We start from the raw sequence: 14,963 nt of genomic DNA, 5'->3' as shown, positions 1-14,963 counted from the left end.
GTCCGGCCCGCGGCGCTCCCGGTCGTACGTCGCAGCCGCCCGCCCCCGGCGGGATGCTGAGGGGACACGGGTTAAGGAGGCGCATGTCCCAGGGCAGCGACGACCGGGCGCGGGGCGGCTTCCTCTCCGCCGTGGCTCCGGGAGCGGCCGTCCTACGGCGGTATCGGCGGGCCTGGCTGCGCGGCGACCTGCTCGCCGGGCTCGCGGTCGCCGCCTATCTGGTGCCGCAGGTCATGGCGTACGCGGGCGTGGCGGGACTGCCGCCGGTGGCCGGGCTGTGGGCGTCGCTGCCCGCGCTGGTGCTGTACGCGGTCCTCGGCACGTCGCGGTTGCTCTCCGTGGGGCCGGAGTCGACCACGGCGCTGATGACGGCCGCGGTGATCGCACCGCTCGCCGCCGGGAGCAGCGACCGCTACGCGGCGCTGGCCGCCGGGCTGGCGCTGGCGGTCGGGCTGCTGTGCCTGGTGGCCTGGGTGGTCCGGCTGGGGTTCGTCGCCGATCTGCTCTCCCGGCCGGTGCTGGTGGGCTATCTGACCGGGATCGCGCTGATCATGATCGTGGATCAGTTGCCCAAGGTGACGGGGGTGCCGACCAGTGGCGAGGGCTTCTTTCCCCGGCTCGTGTCCTTCGCCCGGGGGCTGCCGGGCCTCCAGCCCGCCACCACTGCGTTGAGCGTGGCCGCGCTCGTCTTCCTTTTCCTCGCGGCCCGGTTCGTGCCCACTCTGCCGGGCCCTCTCCTGGTGGTCGTGGTCGCAACGGCGGCGGTCGCGGTCTTCCCCCTTCGGGAGCACGGCATCGCGGTGGTCGGAGAGGTGGCGGCGGGACTGCCCCGGCCGCAACTGCCGTCCTTCGCCGACCTGCCCGAATTGGTGCTGCCCGCGGTCGGAGTACTGCTGGTGGGGTACACGGACGTGATCCTCACCGGGCGCGCCTTCGCCGGACGCGCGGGCGGCGACCGACCCGACGCCAATCGGGAACTGCTCGCCCTCGGCGCGACGAACGTCGGCGCTGCGCTGCTGCGCGGCTTCCCGGTGAGCAGCAGCGCCAGCCGTACGGCGCTCGCCGTCGCGTCGGGGGCGCGGACCCAGGCGTACTCGCTGGTGACCGGCGCCGTGGTGCTCGCGGTGCTGTTGTTCCTCGGGCCGGCGCTCGCGCTCGTCCCCGTGCCGGTGCTGGGCGCGCTCGTGATCTACGCGGCGGTGCGGCTGGTGGACCTGGCGGGGTTCCGCCGCCTGGCGTCCTTCCGGCGCCGCGAGTTCGCCCTGGCTCTGGCCTGTCTGATCGGGGTCCTCGCCCTGGGCATCCTGTACGGGGTGCTGCTGGCCGTGGGGCTGTCGGTGGCCGAGCTGCTGGCTCGGGTCGCCCGCCCGCACGACGCGGTGGAGGGCCTGGTGCCGGGCGTTGCGGGCATGCACGACGTCGACGACTATCCGCAGGCCGAGACCGTGCCCGGGCTGCTCGTCTACCGGTACGACTCGCCCTTGTTCTTCGCCAACGCGGAGGACTTCAGACGGCGCGCGTTGGCGGCCGTCGTCGAGCAGGAGGAGCGCGGTGACCGCGTCGTGTGGTTCCTGCTCAACGCGGAGGCCAACGTGGAGGTCGACATCACCGCGCTGGACTCGCTCGCCTCGCTGCGCGCCGAGTTGGCCCGACGGGGCGTCGTGTTCGCCATGGCCCGGGTCAAACAGGACCTGCTCGACCAACTCGACGCGTACGGCCTCACCGAAGTGGTCGACCCCGACCGGGTCTTCCCCACGCTGCCGACCGCGGTGGCCGCGTACCGCAGGTATCGGAACACGCAGCGCGACGGGACCGACTGACCGGCCGGTGCCGAAACGCATCGAAGGTTGGGCCGGGCGGCCCTTCCCCGTCCGCCCCGGGTCGGTCCACGCTGGCGGGAGATGGGCAACACAGCGTACGAGCCGACCCTGGGAGGCCGTGATGGCCGCTTCCCCGCACTCCGTGAGTGACGTGATGACGCACACCGCCGTCGCCGTGGGGCGCCACGCCGGGTACAAGGAGGTCGTCGAGCTCATGGCCCAGTGGAAGATCAGCGCGGTGCCGGTGCTCGCAGGTGAGGGACGCGTCATCGGCGTGGTCTCCGAAGCCGACCTGCTGCTGAAGGAAGAGCACCGGGACGACGACCCCACCAGGACCGACACCCCGCCGGAGCGGTCCGCCAAGGCCGCCGCGCTCACCGCCGGGGACCTGATGTCCGCCCCGGCGGTCACCGTGCGGGCCGACGCCACCATCGCGGAGGCGGCACGGATCATGGCGCGCCGCCGGATCAAGCGGCTGCCGGTGGTCGATGCGGGCGGCCTGTTGGAGGGCGTGGTCAGCCGGAGCGACCTGCTGAAGGTGTTCCTGCGCACGGACGAGGAGATCGCGGCCGAGATCCGCCGCGACGTCCTGGACCGGGTGCCGGCGGCGGAGCGCCTGGAGGTGACGGTCCAGGACGGCGTGGTCACCCTCGGCGGCGACCTCCCGGACCGGACCCTGGTGCCCCTGCTCGCCCGCGCCGTACGAGCGGTGGAGGGCACCGTCGACATCCGCCTGGAGCTGTCCCGACCGGTGCCCGCGGGCCCGTGACCGGTGCCGGCCGGGGTGCCCGCGGGCCTTCGGCCCGTTCGGTCCCGTTGCGCGCCCCCGGGTTCCGGGCATGATCGGAGACACGGCCAGACCGCCAGGGGACGAGATGCCCGACGACACCGAAGCACGTGACGCACCCGTCCGGGTGTTCCTCGTCGACGACCACGAGGTGGTGCGACGCGGGCTGCGCGACCTCTTCGACGCCGAGGCGGACATCGAGGTCGTCGGGGAGGCGCGGGACGCGGCGCAGGCACTGGCGCGGGGCCCCGCGCTCCGCCCCGACGTGGCCGTCCTCGACGTGCGTCTGCCCGACGGCGACGGGGTCACGGTCTGCCGCGAACTGCGATCGCGCGTGCCGGGGCTCGCCTGTCTGATGTTGACCTCGTTCGACGACGAGGACGCGCTGTTGGACGCCATCATGGCGGGCGCCGCCGGCTACGTCCTCAAGCAGATCAACGGCTCCGACCTGGTGGCTGCCGTTCGCACGGTGGCCAGCGGCCAGTCGATGCTCGATCCGGCGACCACGTCCCGGCTGATCGGCTCCCTGCGGGAGGACCGGGAGCCGACCCCGCCCCGGGAGGGGAAGTTGGCCGCGCTCACCGACCGGGAACGCGCGGTGCTGCGTCTGATCGAGGAGGGGCTGACGAACCGGGAGATCGGCAAGGAGCTCTTCCTCTCGGAGAAGACGGTCAAGAACCACATCTCCCGACTGCTGGCGAAGCTGGGGGTGGAGCGGCGGGTGCAGGCCGCGGTGATCGCCGCGCACGACGACGAAGCAGAGTGACTCCGACGCCCTACGACCCGTTCGTCGCCGTTCGGCGCGTCACTCCGGTGTCGGGTGGCTGAGCGGTACTTGCCAGGTCAGCCGGGTCCCGCGGGCGTCGAGCGGCGTCACGTCCAAGCTCCCGCCGAGCCCAGCCGCCCGTTCGGCGAGGTTCCGCAGTCCGCTGCACCGACGGCGCTCGGCCGGTCCGATCCCTACGCCGTCGTCCGTGATCCGCACCGTCAGCGTGTCCCGGGTCGCCTCCAGGGCGACCTCCGCACGGGTCGCGCGGGCGTGCCGGGCCACATTGGTGAGGCCCTCCCCCACCACGGCGACGACGTGGTCCGCAACGGCCGGCGGCACGTCGGTCTCCACCAGCCCCTCCATGCGCAGCGCGGGGGTGAAGCCGAGGGCGGGCGCGGCCTTCTCCACGGCGCGCACGGCACGGAACCTGAGCCCGGGCACTCCCGCGGCTGGCTCGCGTTCCCTGAGTCCGAACACCGTCGAGCGGATGATCTTGATCGTGTCGTCGAGGTCGTCGATGGCCCTGGTCAAACGCTCGGTTCCGGCCGGCTGCGTCACGTAGCGCCGCGTGCTCTGGAGGGTCATCCCCGTGGCGAACAGCCGTTGGATCGCCAGGTCGTGCAGGTCCCGGGCGATCCGGTCCCGGTCGGCGAGCAGGGCCATCCGCTCGGCGTCGCGCCGCCGGTCGGCGAGTTCCAGTGCGAGTGCGGCCTGCCCGGCGAACCCCGACAGGGGCGCCGTCTCGACCTCCGTGAACGGGGCGGCGCCGGTCCTCCGGGCCAGGAGGAGGACGCCCCGTACGGACGTCCCGGTGCCCACCGGGACGGCGACCGCGGGGCCGAACCCCTGCCACCGCGCGGGATCGACGGTGATCCGCTCGTCCTCCGCGACGTCGACGGAGGTCACCGGCCCGTGCGAGCGCAGGGCCTCCCCCGCCAGCGAGCCGGGGCCCGGCGGCACTCTCCCGCGGTGGGCCGCGGCCCGTTCCCCCTGCGCCACGGCCCCCCGCAAGCCGCCGTCGCCCTCCACCAGTTGGACGACGCCGAGATCAGCGCGGGTGATCGCGCGCGCCCGCTCCAGCATCATGTCCAGCACCCGGGTCTCGGAGGTGCCCGACAGCAGGGCGCTGGTGACCTCGGCGCTCACCGCGAGCCAGCGCTCGCGGAAGCGGACCTCCGCGAACAGGCGTGCGTTCTCGATCGCGATGCCCGCCGCGACCGCCAGCGTGGCGAGCACCGCCTCGTCCTCCGCGTCGAACTCCGCGCCGCCGCGCTTCTGCGTCAGGTAGAGGTTGCCGAACACCTCGTCGCGCACCCGGATCGGCACCCCCAGGAAGGAGTGCATCGGCGGGTGGCGCGCAGGGAAGCCGGCGGAGGCGGGGTGCTCGGAGAGTTCGGCGAGGCGGAGCGGTTCCGGGTGTCTGATCAACTCACCGAGCAGTCCGTGTCCCGACGGCAGGGCACCGATCTCCTCGCGCTGCCGCGGGCCGATCCCCACCGGCAAGAACTCCGCCAACTGCTCGTCCTCGCCGATCACGCCGAGCGCCCCGTACTCGGCGTCCACCAGCACGACCGCGGCCTCAACGATCCCGTGCAGCACCTGCGGAAGATCGAGCTCCCTACCGACCGCGAGCACGGCTTCCAGCAGGCCGTTCAACCGATCCCGCGTGCCCCGCACCTCGTCGATGCGCGACTGGAGTTCGTCGAGCAGTTCGTCGAGCCGCAGCCGGGGGACCCGACCGGAGCCGTTGCCGTCCCCTGCCATGAGCCCTCCGGGAAGGTGCCGCGGTCCGGGAAGCGAGATCACCCTCCACAGTAGGTCGTGACCGTCTGCGCCGCCCGCGGACCCGGGTACCGCCCCCGACGGACGACGGGTCCGGGTGTCGTCCCCCGTAGGATCGTGCGAGTTCGGTGGCCGTCCGCGGGCCGAAGAGGACCGAGACCCAGGAGGTGACGTGACCGCGTTGAAGCGCGTAGCTGCCGGCGCTGCCGAGTAGGGGACGACGCCGACGGCAGTGAGACCGGATGGACACCTACCGGCGGCACGTGGGACACCCGCGTGACAGTGGCTGGGGCAAACACACAAACCCAGTCGTGGTCCGGATCCAGGGACGCGAAAGCGCCCTGGTGAAGCTGGAGCCGGAAGTAATCGCCCCGCAGGGGCGGTGAACCGAGTCACTCCCCGGTCAAGCCTGCGACCCCTGTTCCAGCAGGGGGAGAGCGAACGGAACCCTGCGCCTCCGAGTTGAAGACCCCTTCGACTCGCTGAGGAGCAGCGCCATCAGCAGAACAACTGAAAACACTGGCTTCACCTGCGAAAACTGCGGCACGACGGTCGCACCACTGGTCAATGGGAGCTATCGCAACCACTGCCCGTTCTGCCTGCACTCGCTGCACGTGGACGTCTCGCCCGGGGACCGTGCCAACGACTGCCGCGCGCTGATGCGCCCGGTGGCCGTCGAGCACCACTCGGCCAAGGGCTACATGCTCGTCCACCAGTGCACCGGCTGCGGCGCCCGCCGACGCAACCGCATGGCCCACGATCCGCGCCAGGGCGACGACCTCGACTCCGTCCTCGTCCTCATGCGAGTGGGCGAGCGCGAGTCCGGTCCTGGGTGCCGACGACGGACACGCGGCTGACGCCGAGCGGCTCCCGCCACGGCGGGAGCCGCCTCCGTCGAACCGGTCATCCTCGTGCTTCCGGCCCCGGCACCAAGTGGTGGACGTGGGCGTCGGGGCCGGGAAAGACCAGTGTGACGCGGTCGCTGTCGGACCATCGCACGTCATAGGGCGGTGTGCCGTCGGCGTGGTGGAGTCCGACGATCTCGCCGTCCTTCCTGGTGGCTCCCGTCGTCGGACTCTCGACGATGAGTCGGTCACCGATGTGTGCATGCACGCAGCATCACTCCCGACCGTAGGGCGCTCCTCCCCGGGGCGTCCCGGCCCGGGGCGCTCCTCTCCTCCACTATCGATCCACCGGCCCGACCGGGCCAGCGGACGAACCCCGCCGTGGGGAGGCCGGCCCGGTCGAGGGGTCGCACGGTCCTCGCAGGGGCCCGCTCGGCCCTGGTGTCCGTCGCCGCAAGGTGGTGCACTGGAGGTGACGGGAGGCCCTGTGAGGGATGTGGAGAAGCGGTCGAACGCGGACCGTTCACCACACGATCGGGATCCGCGAGAAGTGGATGGGACCTCCCGTCCACTGCTGCGCGGCCCCGTCCGGACGGGACGAGTGCGGCAGCGGGGGCGTCCTCATTCGTGCGGCACCACGGCAACCGGACACGACGCGTGGTGCAGACAGGACTGCGCCACGTTGCCCAGGTGCGGGATGACGGGCAGCGGAGGGGTGCGCCTGCCGATCACGAGGAGGGCGGCGCCCTCGACGGCCGCAACCGTCTCGCGCGCCGGGCTACCGAGGTGGACCTCGGTGGGGAGCGGTACGGCCGGGTTCCGAGCGCGCCAGGGAGCAAGCGCTCGGGAGAGGTCGCGTTCGGCCTGCGCGGCCGCGTCGTCCCGCGCCTGCCGGCTCGGAGCCCCCGGGCCGTGGGCGTGCGGGGGCAACGGGCGGCAGTGCACCGCGCTGAGGGGCAGCCCTCGGGCGTCCGCGGTCGCCCGGGCGAAGTCGAGCAGGCCACCGCACGGGCCGTGCAGGCTCAGCGCGGCGACGACGCGCGCAGCGCCGCCGGCGGTGTTCGGGGGCGGGGCGCTGGGGGCGCGTACGAGCACGACCGGCGCTCCCGCCCGGCCGGCGATGTCAAGGCCGGTGTCACCGAGGAAGAACCCGCCGAACCGGCCCAGTCCCCGCGAGCCCACGACCACCATGCGGGACTCCTCGGCAGCACGCAGGAGTGCTGCCCTCGGGTCCTCGGCGACCAGTTCCTCGGTGACGCTCAAGTCGGGGAAGCGGGCGGTGATCTCCTTCTGCGCCGTCGCCACGATGCGTTTGGCCCAGTAGTCCGGGTCCTGCTCCGGCGGCGGATCGGTGCGTTCGAGGGTGAGCAGCACCCAGGCGTGCAGCAGGTTCAGGGAGGTGCCGCGCGCCACTGCTTCTTCGGCTGCCCAGTGGGCGGCGGCCAGGCTTTCTCGGGTGCCGTCGAGTCCGACGGTGACTGGGGTGGAGGCCATCGCCGGTCACTTCCCGACGCGGGGCGGGTCGGCGGACCGGTCGTCCAGGACCGCTGCCGAGCCTTCGTCACTGGGTGTGATGCGGCTCTGCACGGAGACGACCCCGTCGACGCTCTGGCAGAGCCGCTCGACGACGGGGATGACCGCAGCACGGCCGACCGTCCCCGTCAGGGTGACCCTGCCCTCCTTGACCTCGGCGGTGACGGCAGACGGCGCCAGAGCCAGGGCGTCCTCCAGCACGTCCCGCTGGATCTCCTCGCGGATCGCCTCGTCCCTGCGGAGGAACACGCGCAGCACGTCGGCCCGACCGATGATGCCCACCAGGCGATCGGTGTCGTCGACCACGGGGAGACGCTTGACGCCCTGCACCGTCATCAGTCGGGCGGCCTCCACGACGTTCCACTCCGCGCCGGCACACACGGCGGGCGCCGACATCAGGTCCTCGGCGCGGAACGCAGCGGCCTTGGTCAGGTCTTCCGCGGACACCTCCGGCAGCGGGATCCGACCGAACGGGCCGGCCTGATCGGCCGTCTTCCGCATCAGGTCGGCCTCGGACACCACCCCGACGACCCGCCCGTCCACGTCCAGGACGGGCGCTGCGCTCACGTCGTTCTCCGTGAGTGCCTTGACGATCTCCTTGAACGCCGTCTCACGCCGTACGGACACGACGTCCCTGGTCATGAGGTCGGCTACGGTCCGGTGATGCAGCATGCTCCGCTCCCGTGGGATCGTGGCGGACCACCTCTCCCTCCAGCCTGCCCTGCGGCGCACGGACCCGCATTGAGCCGTTCGGCCCCCTCGTACGGGACGACCGGTCCACCCGCCCCGGCGTACCGAACGCACACGTGACCGACCTCTACGTGACCTCGTACTCGCGCATCATCTCGTGGTCCTCGTGGTCGAGCATGTGACAGTGCCAGACGTAGCGGCCCCGGCGGTCGAAGACGGCTCTGACCCTGGTGACCTGGCCCGGGAGCGCCCGCACGGTGTCCTTGGGCCCCGACTCTCCCCCCTCGGGCGGCTGCCGCCTGCCGGTGCGGATCTCCGACAACGCGCCCGTCTCCGGGTCCTTCACCGCGGTGAAGGACGCTCGGTCCAGCACCTGGAACCGCACGAGGTGGAGGTGGATCGGGTGCGCATCCGCTGTGGTGTTGTAGAACTCCCAGATCTCCGTGGTGCCCAGGGCCGGAGTCTCGGTGACCGGATCCATCCACTCCAGCATGCCCTTGTCCACGGTCCCGAGCATGGGCTTCGGCCTGTCGTACTGGTCCATGCCCTCGGTGAGCACCAGCCGACGGGTGCGCACCGGGTCGCCTCCTTCGTGCCAGGGGGCGGCGCGCAGCGTGCGGGGCAGCGACGGCTCGGGGACCCGTCGGTCGTACGGCAGGCCGACCCTCAGCCGTAGGACCCGGTCCGCGGGCGGAGAGACAGCGGTGCCGTCCGGGAAGGGGGTGGGGGCGTCGTTCGTGAGGTCGAAGGACTGCCCGCCGCGGCCCCGGAGGTCCACCACGACGTCGGCCCGCTCCCCGGGTGCGAGGAGCAGTGGCTGTCGCAGGGGAACCGGAGCGTTCAGGAAGCCTCCGTCGGTCCCGATCTGGGTCGTGGGGAACGGCCAGGCGCCGCCGACCGAGAGCCGGTAGAAGCGGGAGTTCGACCCGTTGAGCAGACGCAGTCGGTACTGGCGCGGCTCCACGTCCATGACCGGCCACGCGGCACCGTTGACCGTGATGACCTGGCCGAAGAACTCGGGCCGCACGGACGGGCCGCCGGGCCAGTCCTGCGCCGCCGCGGGAAGGTCGGGGAAGGCCAGCGCGCCGTCGGGGCGGAAGTCTCGGTCCTGGATCGCCAGTTCCACCTCGTAGGAACCGCCGGGCAGTTCGCCCCGCCCGACGAGTTCCTTCTCGTGTTCGTCCCTCAACAGGTAGAAGCCGGCGAGGCCGGCATAGACGTTCAGACGGGTGATGCCGAGGGCGTGGTCGTGGTACCAGAGCGTCGCGGACTCCTGGCTGTTGTCGTAGGTGAACCGCGTGCCGCTGAAAGCCGGCCCGGTGACGCCACCGGGCGTGTACCAGGCGTCCGGGTGGCCGTCGCTGTCCGCGGCGGTGTGGCCGCCGTGCAGGTGGACGACCGCGGGGACGCCATCGGCCTCGATGGTCCGGTCCGTGCCGGCGAAGGCCCAGTGGACCGTGGTGTCGACCGGGAGCAAGTGCCGGTACGGGAGGGCGTTGACCCAGCGCACCCTGACCGGCCGGTGGGCGTTTGCCACGAGCGTGGGGCCGGGCCAGGACGCGGGTGGACGACCCGTTCCGGGCTCGCCGGCCGCGGTGAATCCCCACACGGGCGTCCGTAGGCCGAGGCCGCCACCGATGACGTCCTGGGTGGTCGGAACCATGGCGAGGGTCGCACTGCCCCGCTCGCCCAGATCGAGGCGGGTCGGGCGCGGCAGGGCGTTGACGAAACGGGGGACGGCGCGGGCGTCCGCGATCGGCGTGAGGTAGCGGGGGTCGCTGACGGCGGGCAACCGGCGGGCCGCTGCGACGGCCCGTGACTGCCCCGTACCGGCGAGCAGCACGCCCGCGCCCAGGGCACCTGCGGAGAGGAGGGTTCTTCTGTGCACGCCCCAGGATCTCCTCGTGGCCGGCGGTGACGCGTTGCACCACGGGTCGCGGCCTGCATGCGGGGGACGGCCTCCACTCGTCCGCCGTAAGACGTGAGTCGATCACCGCAGCGGCCTCGGGGTCGCCGTCTTGATGAACGGCGGACCCGCGGCCGCCCACGGTGCGCGCTTTCGCGGGTCCTCCGGTTCGGGGCCGAGCTTTTGTGCAGGCCGCCGGTCATGTTGGCAACGCACCTCCAGGCTCGTGTGCGAACCCGCGCTGGCCTCCGCTTCGTACTGCTGGACGACGGTGCGTGAGGCCGCCTCCTCGTGGGTCGCGGGGTGATGATGGAGGTGTGGAGGTGGTGACCGTGGCCAGGACGAGCCACCCGCCTCGGGACGGGGTCGTGGTGCTGCTGGTGGGGGTGCTCGCGCTCACAGCGGAGCTGGTGGCCTTCGCCGTACCGTCATCGGTGCGTCCTCACGTGGGGATGGTCGCGGCGGGCGTGGTGGCGCTGGGGTCGCTGGCGTGGTGGGCGGTGGTACTGCACCGACGTCGTACGGCGGAGCACGACCGGCTGCGGACGGTCGGCGACCGGGGCGGGGCGTGGTTCTCCCCCCGGTTTCTGGAGGGCTTCCCGGAGGCCGAGTTGACGCGGGCAGGCCGTTTGACCGGTGTCGACGCGGCGCGGGTCGAGGAGGCGTGGGTGCTGGCCCGGCACGGCTACGGAGTGGCGTGGCTGACCAGCCGGCTGGGGGTGTCGCACGAGACCGCCGAAGTGTTGGTGCGGTCCGCCCGGCAGCGCTCCCCCACTGCTGACGGGTAGTCAACCCGTACCGAGGCGGACGGCCTTCACGAGCAGCAGCAGGTAGCAGCGCAGCAGGATCATTCCGGCCCGTAGCCCGCGTCGGTCCGCACCCGGCCGAGCGCCCCGCGGACCTCGTCCGCCTCGCCCGGCACGCCCCTGGGCGACGGCTCGCCTTCGATCGGCTGCTCGTCCTCGCTCATGCGGAGGTCGGGGGCGCGGTGGGCCCGGGTCCGCGAGGTCCGCCAACCGGCCCGTGGGATCGGCCTGGAGGAGCGCGACCAGCGGTACGACGCCGACGAGCCGGCCGACCGGGTCCGCCCGGTATCCTTATTGCACATCGCTCGCAAGTGCATGGCAATGGCGAAAGGGGCCCGCGGTGGGTTCTCCTCCGGTGGTGCTGGGCATCGAGTCGTCCTGTGACGAGACCGGGGCGGGCATCGTCTCCGGCGGACGGCTGCTGGCGCACGTCGTGGCGTCGAGCATGGACGAGCACGCACGCTTCGGCGGGGTGGTGCCGGAGATCGCCTCGCGTGCCCATCTCCAGGCGTTCGATCCGGTGGTGAAGGAGGCGCTGGGGCAGGCGGGCCTGCGGTTGCGGGACGTCGACGCCGTGGCGGTGACCACCGGTCCCGGGCTGTCCGGAGCGCTCCAGGTCGGTCTGTCCGGCGCGAAGGCGCTGGCCTATGCCGCGGGGGTGCCGCTGTACGGGGTGCACCACCTGGCCGGGCACGTCGCGGCCGACACCCTGGAGCACGGGCCGCTGCCCAACCCGTGCATGGTGCTGATCGTCTCGGGCGGACACACTTCGCTGCTGCTGGTGCGGGACCTGGTGCGGGACCCGATCCTTCATCTGGGCGACACCGTCGACGACGCGGCCGGCGAGTGCTTCGACAAGGTGGCCCGGGTCTTCGGGCTGCCGTATCCGGGCGGTCCCGCGATCGACCGCACCGCCCGCGAGGGCAACCCCTGCGCCGTCGCCTTCCCCCGTCCGCTGCTGGGCTCGAAGGACCACCCGTACTCCTTCTCCTTCTCCGGGCTGAAGACGGCCGCCGCCCGCTGGGCCGAGGGCCACCGGCTGGCGGGCGAGGACCTACCGCTGGCCGACGGCGCCGCCTCCCTCCAGGAGGCCGTCGCCGACGTGCTGACCCGCAAGGCGCTGGCGGCCTGCCGTGCGTACGAGGTGGGGACGTTGGTCGTGGTGGGCGGGGTGGCGGCGAACTCCCGGGTGCGCGCGCTGGCGGAGGAGCGGTGCGCCGACGCCGGGGTGGAGCTGCGGGTGCCGCCGCTGACGCTGTGCACCGACAACGGGGCGATGATCGCCGCCGTCGGCGACCTCCTGGTGCGCGCGGATGCGAATCCGGCACAGCTCGACCTGTCCGTCGACCCGTCCGCGCCGTTGGAGTACGCGGCCCTGCACCCCGTCGCCCGTACGACCGACGGCGTCTCGTGAGCGGAGTGGCCGTGCTCCGGACGGACGGCTGGGGCCTGCGGGAACGGGGCGGGCGGTTCCCCCGAACTGACCCAGGGCGGCGGACCACCCGCCGACCGGATCAGCACCGCCCTGGCGGACCTGCCCCGACTGATCACCGGCCGCTGACCCGGCGGTCGGTGATCCCGACCTACGGCAGCGGCGGCCCGCGCCGCCCGGCTCCCTCGGCCGGCAACAGGCCCAGGGCGAAGAAGCCCCGATCACCCGTGCCCGGCTCGGTCAGGCCCCACCCGGTCCGGTGGGAGCGTCAGGAACCGGCCATGGTCTTCTTCAGCTCGGCCGCCGCGTCGCGGTGGACGGCCAGCAGATCGAGGTCGTCCGCGGGGTAGTTGACGATCTCCAGTTGGCTGGCGCCGGAGTCCGGCAGGACCGTACCGGTCGACATGTGGGCGTTCTCCAGGACCAGCACGGGCTTCTTCGCGGACAAGTCGGCGAGTTGGGCCGGGGTGACCGGCTCGGGGCCGTAGGTACCCGCGACGGTGGCACCGGCCAACTCGGCCGCCCAGGTGGTGAAGACCTGGCTGACGACGGACGGGCTCCTGCCGCCGGGCCAGGCCGCCCGGAGGTCCTTGTGCAGCTTGGTGTACTCGGTGTCGAACTCCTCCTTCCACCGGGTGGCACCGTCCTCGGTGCCGAAGAGACCGGCCAGCCGGGTGACTTCGGCCTTGAGTTCGTCCGGGTCGTGGTCGAGTTTCACTTCGACCAGTTCCGCCTTCGACCCCGCCGCTTCCTTGATCTTCGCCGCGTACGGTTCGAACGGGGCGTAGAGCACGAAGTCCGCCTTGGCGACGGTGGCGAGGTCGGAGGGCTTGGGATCGTAGTCGGGGGCGTGGTGCACCGACTGCGGGACGATGACCTCGATGTCCTCGGCGCCGGCTGCCTTCGCGATGGCGCCCTCCCAGGTGGTGGTCACCACCACCGCGGGCTTCCCCTCGTGCGGTTGTCCCGCGTTCGCGGCGCCGTCGGAGGAGGTGTCGTCGTTGCCGCAGCCCGAGATCAGGGCCGCCGTCAGGGTCAGCGCGAGGAGGGAAGGGGTGCGGACGCGGGTGCGCGCCATGCCGTGATTCTCCGTTCGGGTATGCAGTGGACGGCGAGGACGAGGATCCCCGCCGTCAGGACGAGGACTGGTCCTGGTGGCCAGTCCAGCCACAGGGCCAGCAGGAACCCCGTCACGTTGACGACGATGCCGATGCCGACCGCCCACAGCGTGATCGACCGCAGGGAGGTGCCGAGTCGGCGGGCGGCGAGGGCGGGCAGCAGGGTCAGGGCGTCGACGAGCAGGGCTCCGGTGAGCTTGATGGCCCCGGCGACCGCGACGGCGACCAGCACCAGGAGCGCGGCGGTGAGCGCCCGGACCGGGACGCCGGAGCAGTGGGCGAGTTCGCGGTCGTACAGCAGCAGCCCGATGTCCCGCCGACGCCACCAGAACAGTCCCGGGACGACGACGGCGAGCACGCCGAGCACGACCAGGTCGGCGGTGTCGACCGACAGGATCGATCCCCACAACAGGGCGAACGCCCCGGACGCGTTGACCCCGGACACGGAGAGCAGCAGCAGCGCCGCCGCGATGGCCAGGCTCATCAGCAGCCCCATCGCCCCGGACAGCCCACTCGGGGTGCCGGCCAGCGGGGCGACCCCCGCACCGGCCAGAGCGCAGGCGGCCAGCGCGCACAGCATGGGGTCGAGCCCGGTGAGCATGCCGATCGCGATGCCCAGCAGGGCCACGTGCATCATCGCGAACCGGACCGGCATGATGTCCAGCCCGACGATGACCACTCCGACGACGGGCAGCCCGATCGCGGCCAGCAGCAGGGCGAATCCGGCGCGCTGGACGGGTACGAGTTCCAGCAGGGCACCGACGTCGGCGAGGGCGAGCGTCACCGGACCTCCCGCAGTCTGCCAGCGGCCATCTCCAGCACCCGGTCGCAGCGCTGGGCCAGCGCGCGGTCGTGCGTCACCACGACCAGTGTCACCGGCAGCGAGACGAGCACCTCAGCCGCCGCTGCCTGGCCCGCGAAGTCGAGGGCGGCGGTGGGTTCGTCAGCCAGCAGCACCTGCGCGCCCGCGGCGACGCAGCCGATCGACCGTGCCAGGTACATCCGCTGCAACTGGCCTCCCGAGAGGGTGTGCAGGGCCCGCTCCACGAGCGGGCCCACCCCGAGCCGGTCCGCCGCTCGGCCGGCCTCCTTGGGTGCGCCGCTGCTGGCCAGCAGCTCGGAACCGAGCAGTGGGAACCGTCCGGCCGCCGGCTTCTGCGGGATCCAGGCGCACGACCGCCGCCGCCACGCCCACTCGGCCGACGAACGGGTGTCCCGCCCGCCCACCAGGATCGAACCCGACAACTGCCGGTGCAGTCCCAGCACCGCCCTCAGGAGGGTCGTCTTCCCCGAACCGTTGGTACCGGTCAGGGCGACGCGCTCACCGGCCGGGACCTCCAGATCCACACCGGCGACGGCAGCCACCCGTCCGTGCCGGCAAGTGACCTCACGCATCTCTATGTCCAGTCCGTCCATCCTCAGCCCCTCGTTCGTCCGCCTCGTGGCGGAACCGGGCCGGACTTCCGCCCCGTCGT

General features: G+C 72.6%; 14 protein-coding genes and 1 pseudogene. 6 read left to right on the top strand and 9 right to left on the bottom strand.

The window, feature by feature from the left end:
• Positions 1–83: 83 nt before the first annotated feature.
• The 3 genes from ACH4E8_RS26975 to ACH4E8_RS26965 all read left to right on the top strand — a co-directional run bounded on the left by ACH4E8_RS26975 (position 84) and on the right by ACH4E8_RS26965 (position 3,373).
• Complete coding sequence (locus ACH4E8_RS26975) at positions 84–1,820, top strand: SulP family inorganic anion transporter (protein WP_398452721.1); 1,737 nt, start codon at positions 84–86, stop codon at positions 1,818–1,820.
• Positions 1,821–1,941: 121 nt separating this feature from the next.
• Positions 1,942–2,589 (top strand): CBS domain-containing protein, encoded by a 648-nt coding sequence (locus ACH4E8_RS26970; protein WP_398452719.1) that lies wholly within the window; start codon positions 1,942–1,944, stop codon positions 2,587–2,589.
• Positions 2,590–2,695: 106 nt separating this feature from the next.
• Positions 2,696–3,373, top strand: a complete 678-nt coding sequence (locus ACH4E8_RS26965; protein WP_398452716.1) for a response regulator — start codon at positions 2,696–2,698, stop codon at positions 3,371–3,373.
• A gap of 39 nt (positions 3,374–3,412) precedes the next feature.
• On the opposite strand, the gene ACH4E8_RS26960 is transcribed toward ACH4E8_RS26965, so the two are convergent.
• Positions 3,413–5,140, bottom strand: a complete 1,728-nt coding sequence (locus tag ACH4E8_RS26960) for a GAF domain-containing protein (protein WP_398452714.1) — start codon at positions 5,138–5,140, stop codon at positions 3,413–3,415.
• 467 nt (positions 5,141–5,607) lie between these two features.
• Between ACH4E8_RS26960 and ACH4E8_RS26955 the strand changes: the two genes are divergently transcribed.
• Positions 5,608–6,015 carry an RNHCP domain-containing protein gene (locus ACH4E8_RS26955; RefSeq protein ID WP_398453010.1) on the top strand — a complete coding sequence of 136 codons (408 nt, stop codon included), beginning with the start codon at positions 5,608–5,610 and terminating at the stop codon, positions 6,013–6,015.
• 64 nt (positions 6,016–6,079) lie between these two features.
• On the opposite strand, the pseudogene ACH4E8_RS26950 reads toward ACH4E8_RS26955, so the two are convergent.
• The 4 genes and pseudogenes from ACH4E8_RS26950 to ACH4E8_RS26935 all read right to left on the bottom strand — a co-directional run.
• A pseudogene (locus tag ACH4E8_RS26950) lies at positions 6,080–6,271 on the bottom strand (DUF1918 domain-containing protein); the annotation flags it as partial.
• Positions 6,272–6,624: 353 nt separating this feature from the next.
• On the bottom strand, positions 6,625–7,497 hold the full coding sequence (locus tag ACH4E8_RS26945) for a universal stress protein (protein ID WP_398452711.1): 873 nt from the start codon (positions 7,495–7,497) through the stop codon (positions 6,625–6,627).
• Positions 7,498–7,503: 6 nt separating this feature from the next.
• Entirely contained in the window at positions 7,504–8,205 is a 702-nt protein-coding gene (locus ACH4E8_RS26940; RefSeq protein WP_398453009.1) for a CBS domain-containing protein, read from the bottom strand.
• Positions 8,206–8,353: 148 nt separating this feature from the next.
• Positions 8,354–10,114, bottom strand: coding sequence for a multicopper oxidase family protein (locus ACH4E8_RS26935; RefSeq protein WP_398452709.1), 1,761 nt, complete (start codon positions 10,112–10,114; stop codon positions 8,354–8,356).
• 350 nt (positions 10,115–10,464) lie between these two features.
• On the opposite strand from ACH4E8_RS26935, the gene ACH4E8_RS26930 reads away from it, so the two are divergent.
• Positions 10,465–10,920, top strand: a complete 456-nt coding sequence (locus ACH4E8_RS26930) for a hypothetical protein (protein ID WP_398452706.1) — start codon at positions 10,465–10,467, stop codon at positions 10,918–10,920.
• Between the two features lie 59 nt (positions 10,921–10,979).
• Here ACH4E8_RS26930 and ACH4E8_RS26925 read toward each other — a convergent pair whose 3' ends face one another.
• Positions 10,980–11,102 carry a hypothetical protein gene (locus ACH4E8_RS26925; protein ID WP_398452704.1) on the bottom strand — a complete coding sequence of 41 codons (123 nt, stop codon included), beginning with the start codon at positions 11,100–11,102 and terminating at the stop codon, positions 10,980–10,982.
• A 191-nt stretch (positions 11,103–11,293) separates the two neighbouring features.
• On the opposite strand from ACH4E8_RS26925, the gene tsaD reads away from it, so the two are divergent.
• The gene (gene tsaD / locus ACH4E8_RS26920) at positions 11,294–12,352 is read left to right on the top strand and encodes a tRNA (adenosine(37)-N6)-threonylcarbamoyltransferase complex transferase subunit TsaD (RefSeq protein WP_398453007.1); all 1,059 of its coding nucleotides are present in this window, start codon (positions 11,294–11,296) and stop codon (positions 12,350–12,352) included.
• Positions 12,353–12,638: 286 nt separating this feature from the next.
• Here the strand turns inward: tsaD and ACH4E8_RS26915 are convergent, their stop codons facing one another.
• From ACH4E8_RS26915 to ACH4E8_RS26905, 3 genes are read right to left on the bottom strand one after another with little or no spacing between them, the layout of a single operon-like run.
• Positions 12,639–13,448, bottom strand: a complete 810-nt coding sequence (locus ACH4E8_RS26915) for an ABC transporter substrate-binding protein (protein ID WP_398452702.1) — start codon at positions 13,446–13,448, stop codon at positions 12,639–12,641.
• Positions 13,406–14,272: a metal ABC transporter permease gene (locus ACH4E8_RS26910; protein WP_398452699.1), complete on the bottom strand. Its 867-nt coding sequence runs from the start codon at positions 14,270–14,272 to the stop codon at positions 13,406–13,408. Before ACH4E8_RS26910 ends, ACH4E8_RS26915 begins: the two co-directional genes overlap by 43 nt.
• Positions 14,269–14,904, bottom strand: coding sequence for a metal ABC transporter ATP-binding protein (locus ACH4E8_RS26905; protein WP_398452697.1), 636 nt, complete (start codon positions 14,902–14,904; stop codon positions 14,269–14,271). The genes ACH4E8_RS26910 and ACH4E8_RS26905 overlap by 4 nt, the downstream gene beginning before the upstream one ends.
• Between the last annotated feature and the right edge of the window lie 59 nt (positions 14,905–14,963).

The organism is Streptomyces sp. NPDC017979 (assembly GCF_044328175.1).
Lineage (GTDB): Bacteria > Actinomycetota > Actinomycetes > Streptomycetales > Streptomycetaceae > Streptomyces.
Note: the sequence above shows the minus strand (reverse complement) of the source record. Positions and strands in the feature narration are given on the sequence as shown.

Coding starts and splice junctions, on each gene's coding strand:
- ACH4E8_RS26905 (WP_398452697.1), bottom strand. CDS start 14,904: ATGGACGGACTGGACATAGAGATGCGTGAGGTCACTTGCCGGCACGGA.
- ACH4E8_RS26965 (WP_398452716.1), top strand. CDS start 2,696: ATGCCCGACGACACCGAAGCACGTGACGCACCCGTCCGGGTGTTCCTC.
- ACH4E8_RS26970 (WP_398452719.1), top strand. CDS start 1,942: ATGGCCGCTTCCCCGCACTCCGTGAGTGACGTGATGACGCACACCGCC.
- ACH4E8_RS26925 (WP_398452704.1), bottom strand. CDS start 11,102: ATGAGCGAGGACGAGCAGCCGATCGAAGGCGAGCCGTCGCCCAGGGGC.
- ACH4E8_RS26975 (WP_398452721.1), top strand. CDS start 84: ATGTCCCAGGGCAGCGACGACCGGGCGCGGGGCGGCTTCCTCTCCGCC.
- ACH4E8_RS26915 (WP_398452702.1), bottom strand. CDS start 13,448: ATGGCGCGCACCCGCGTCCGCACCCCTTCCCTCCTCGCGCTGACCCTG.
- ACH4E8_RS26945 (WP_398452711.1), bottom strand. CDS start 7,497: ATGGCCTCCACCCCAGTCACCGTCGGACTCGACGGCACCCGAGAAAGC.
- ACH4E8_RS26960 (WP_398452714.1), bottom strand. CDS start 5,140: ATGGCAGGGGACGGCAACGGCTCCGGTCGGGTCCCCCGGCTGCGGCTC.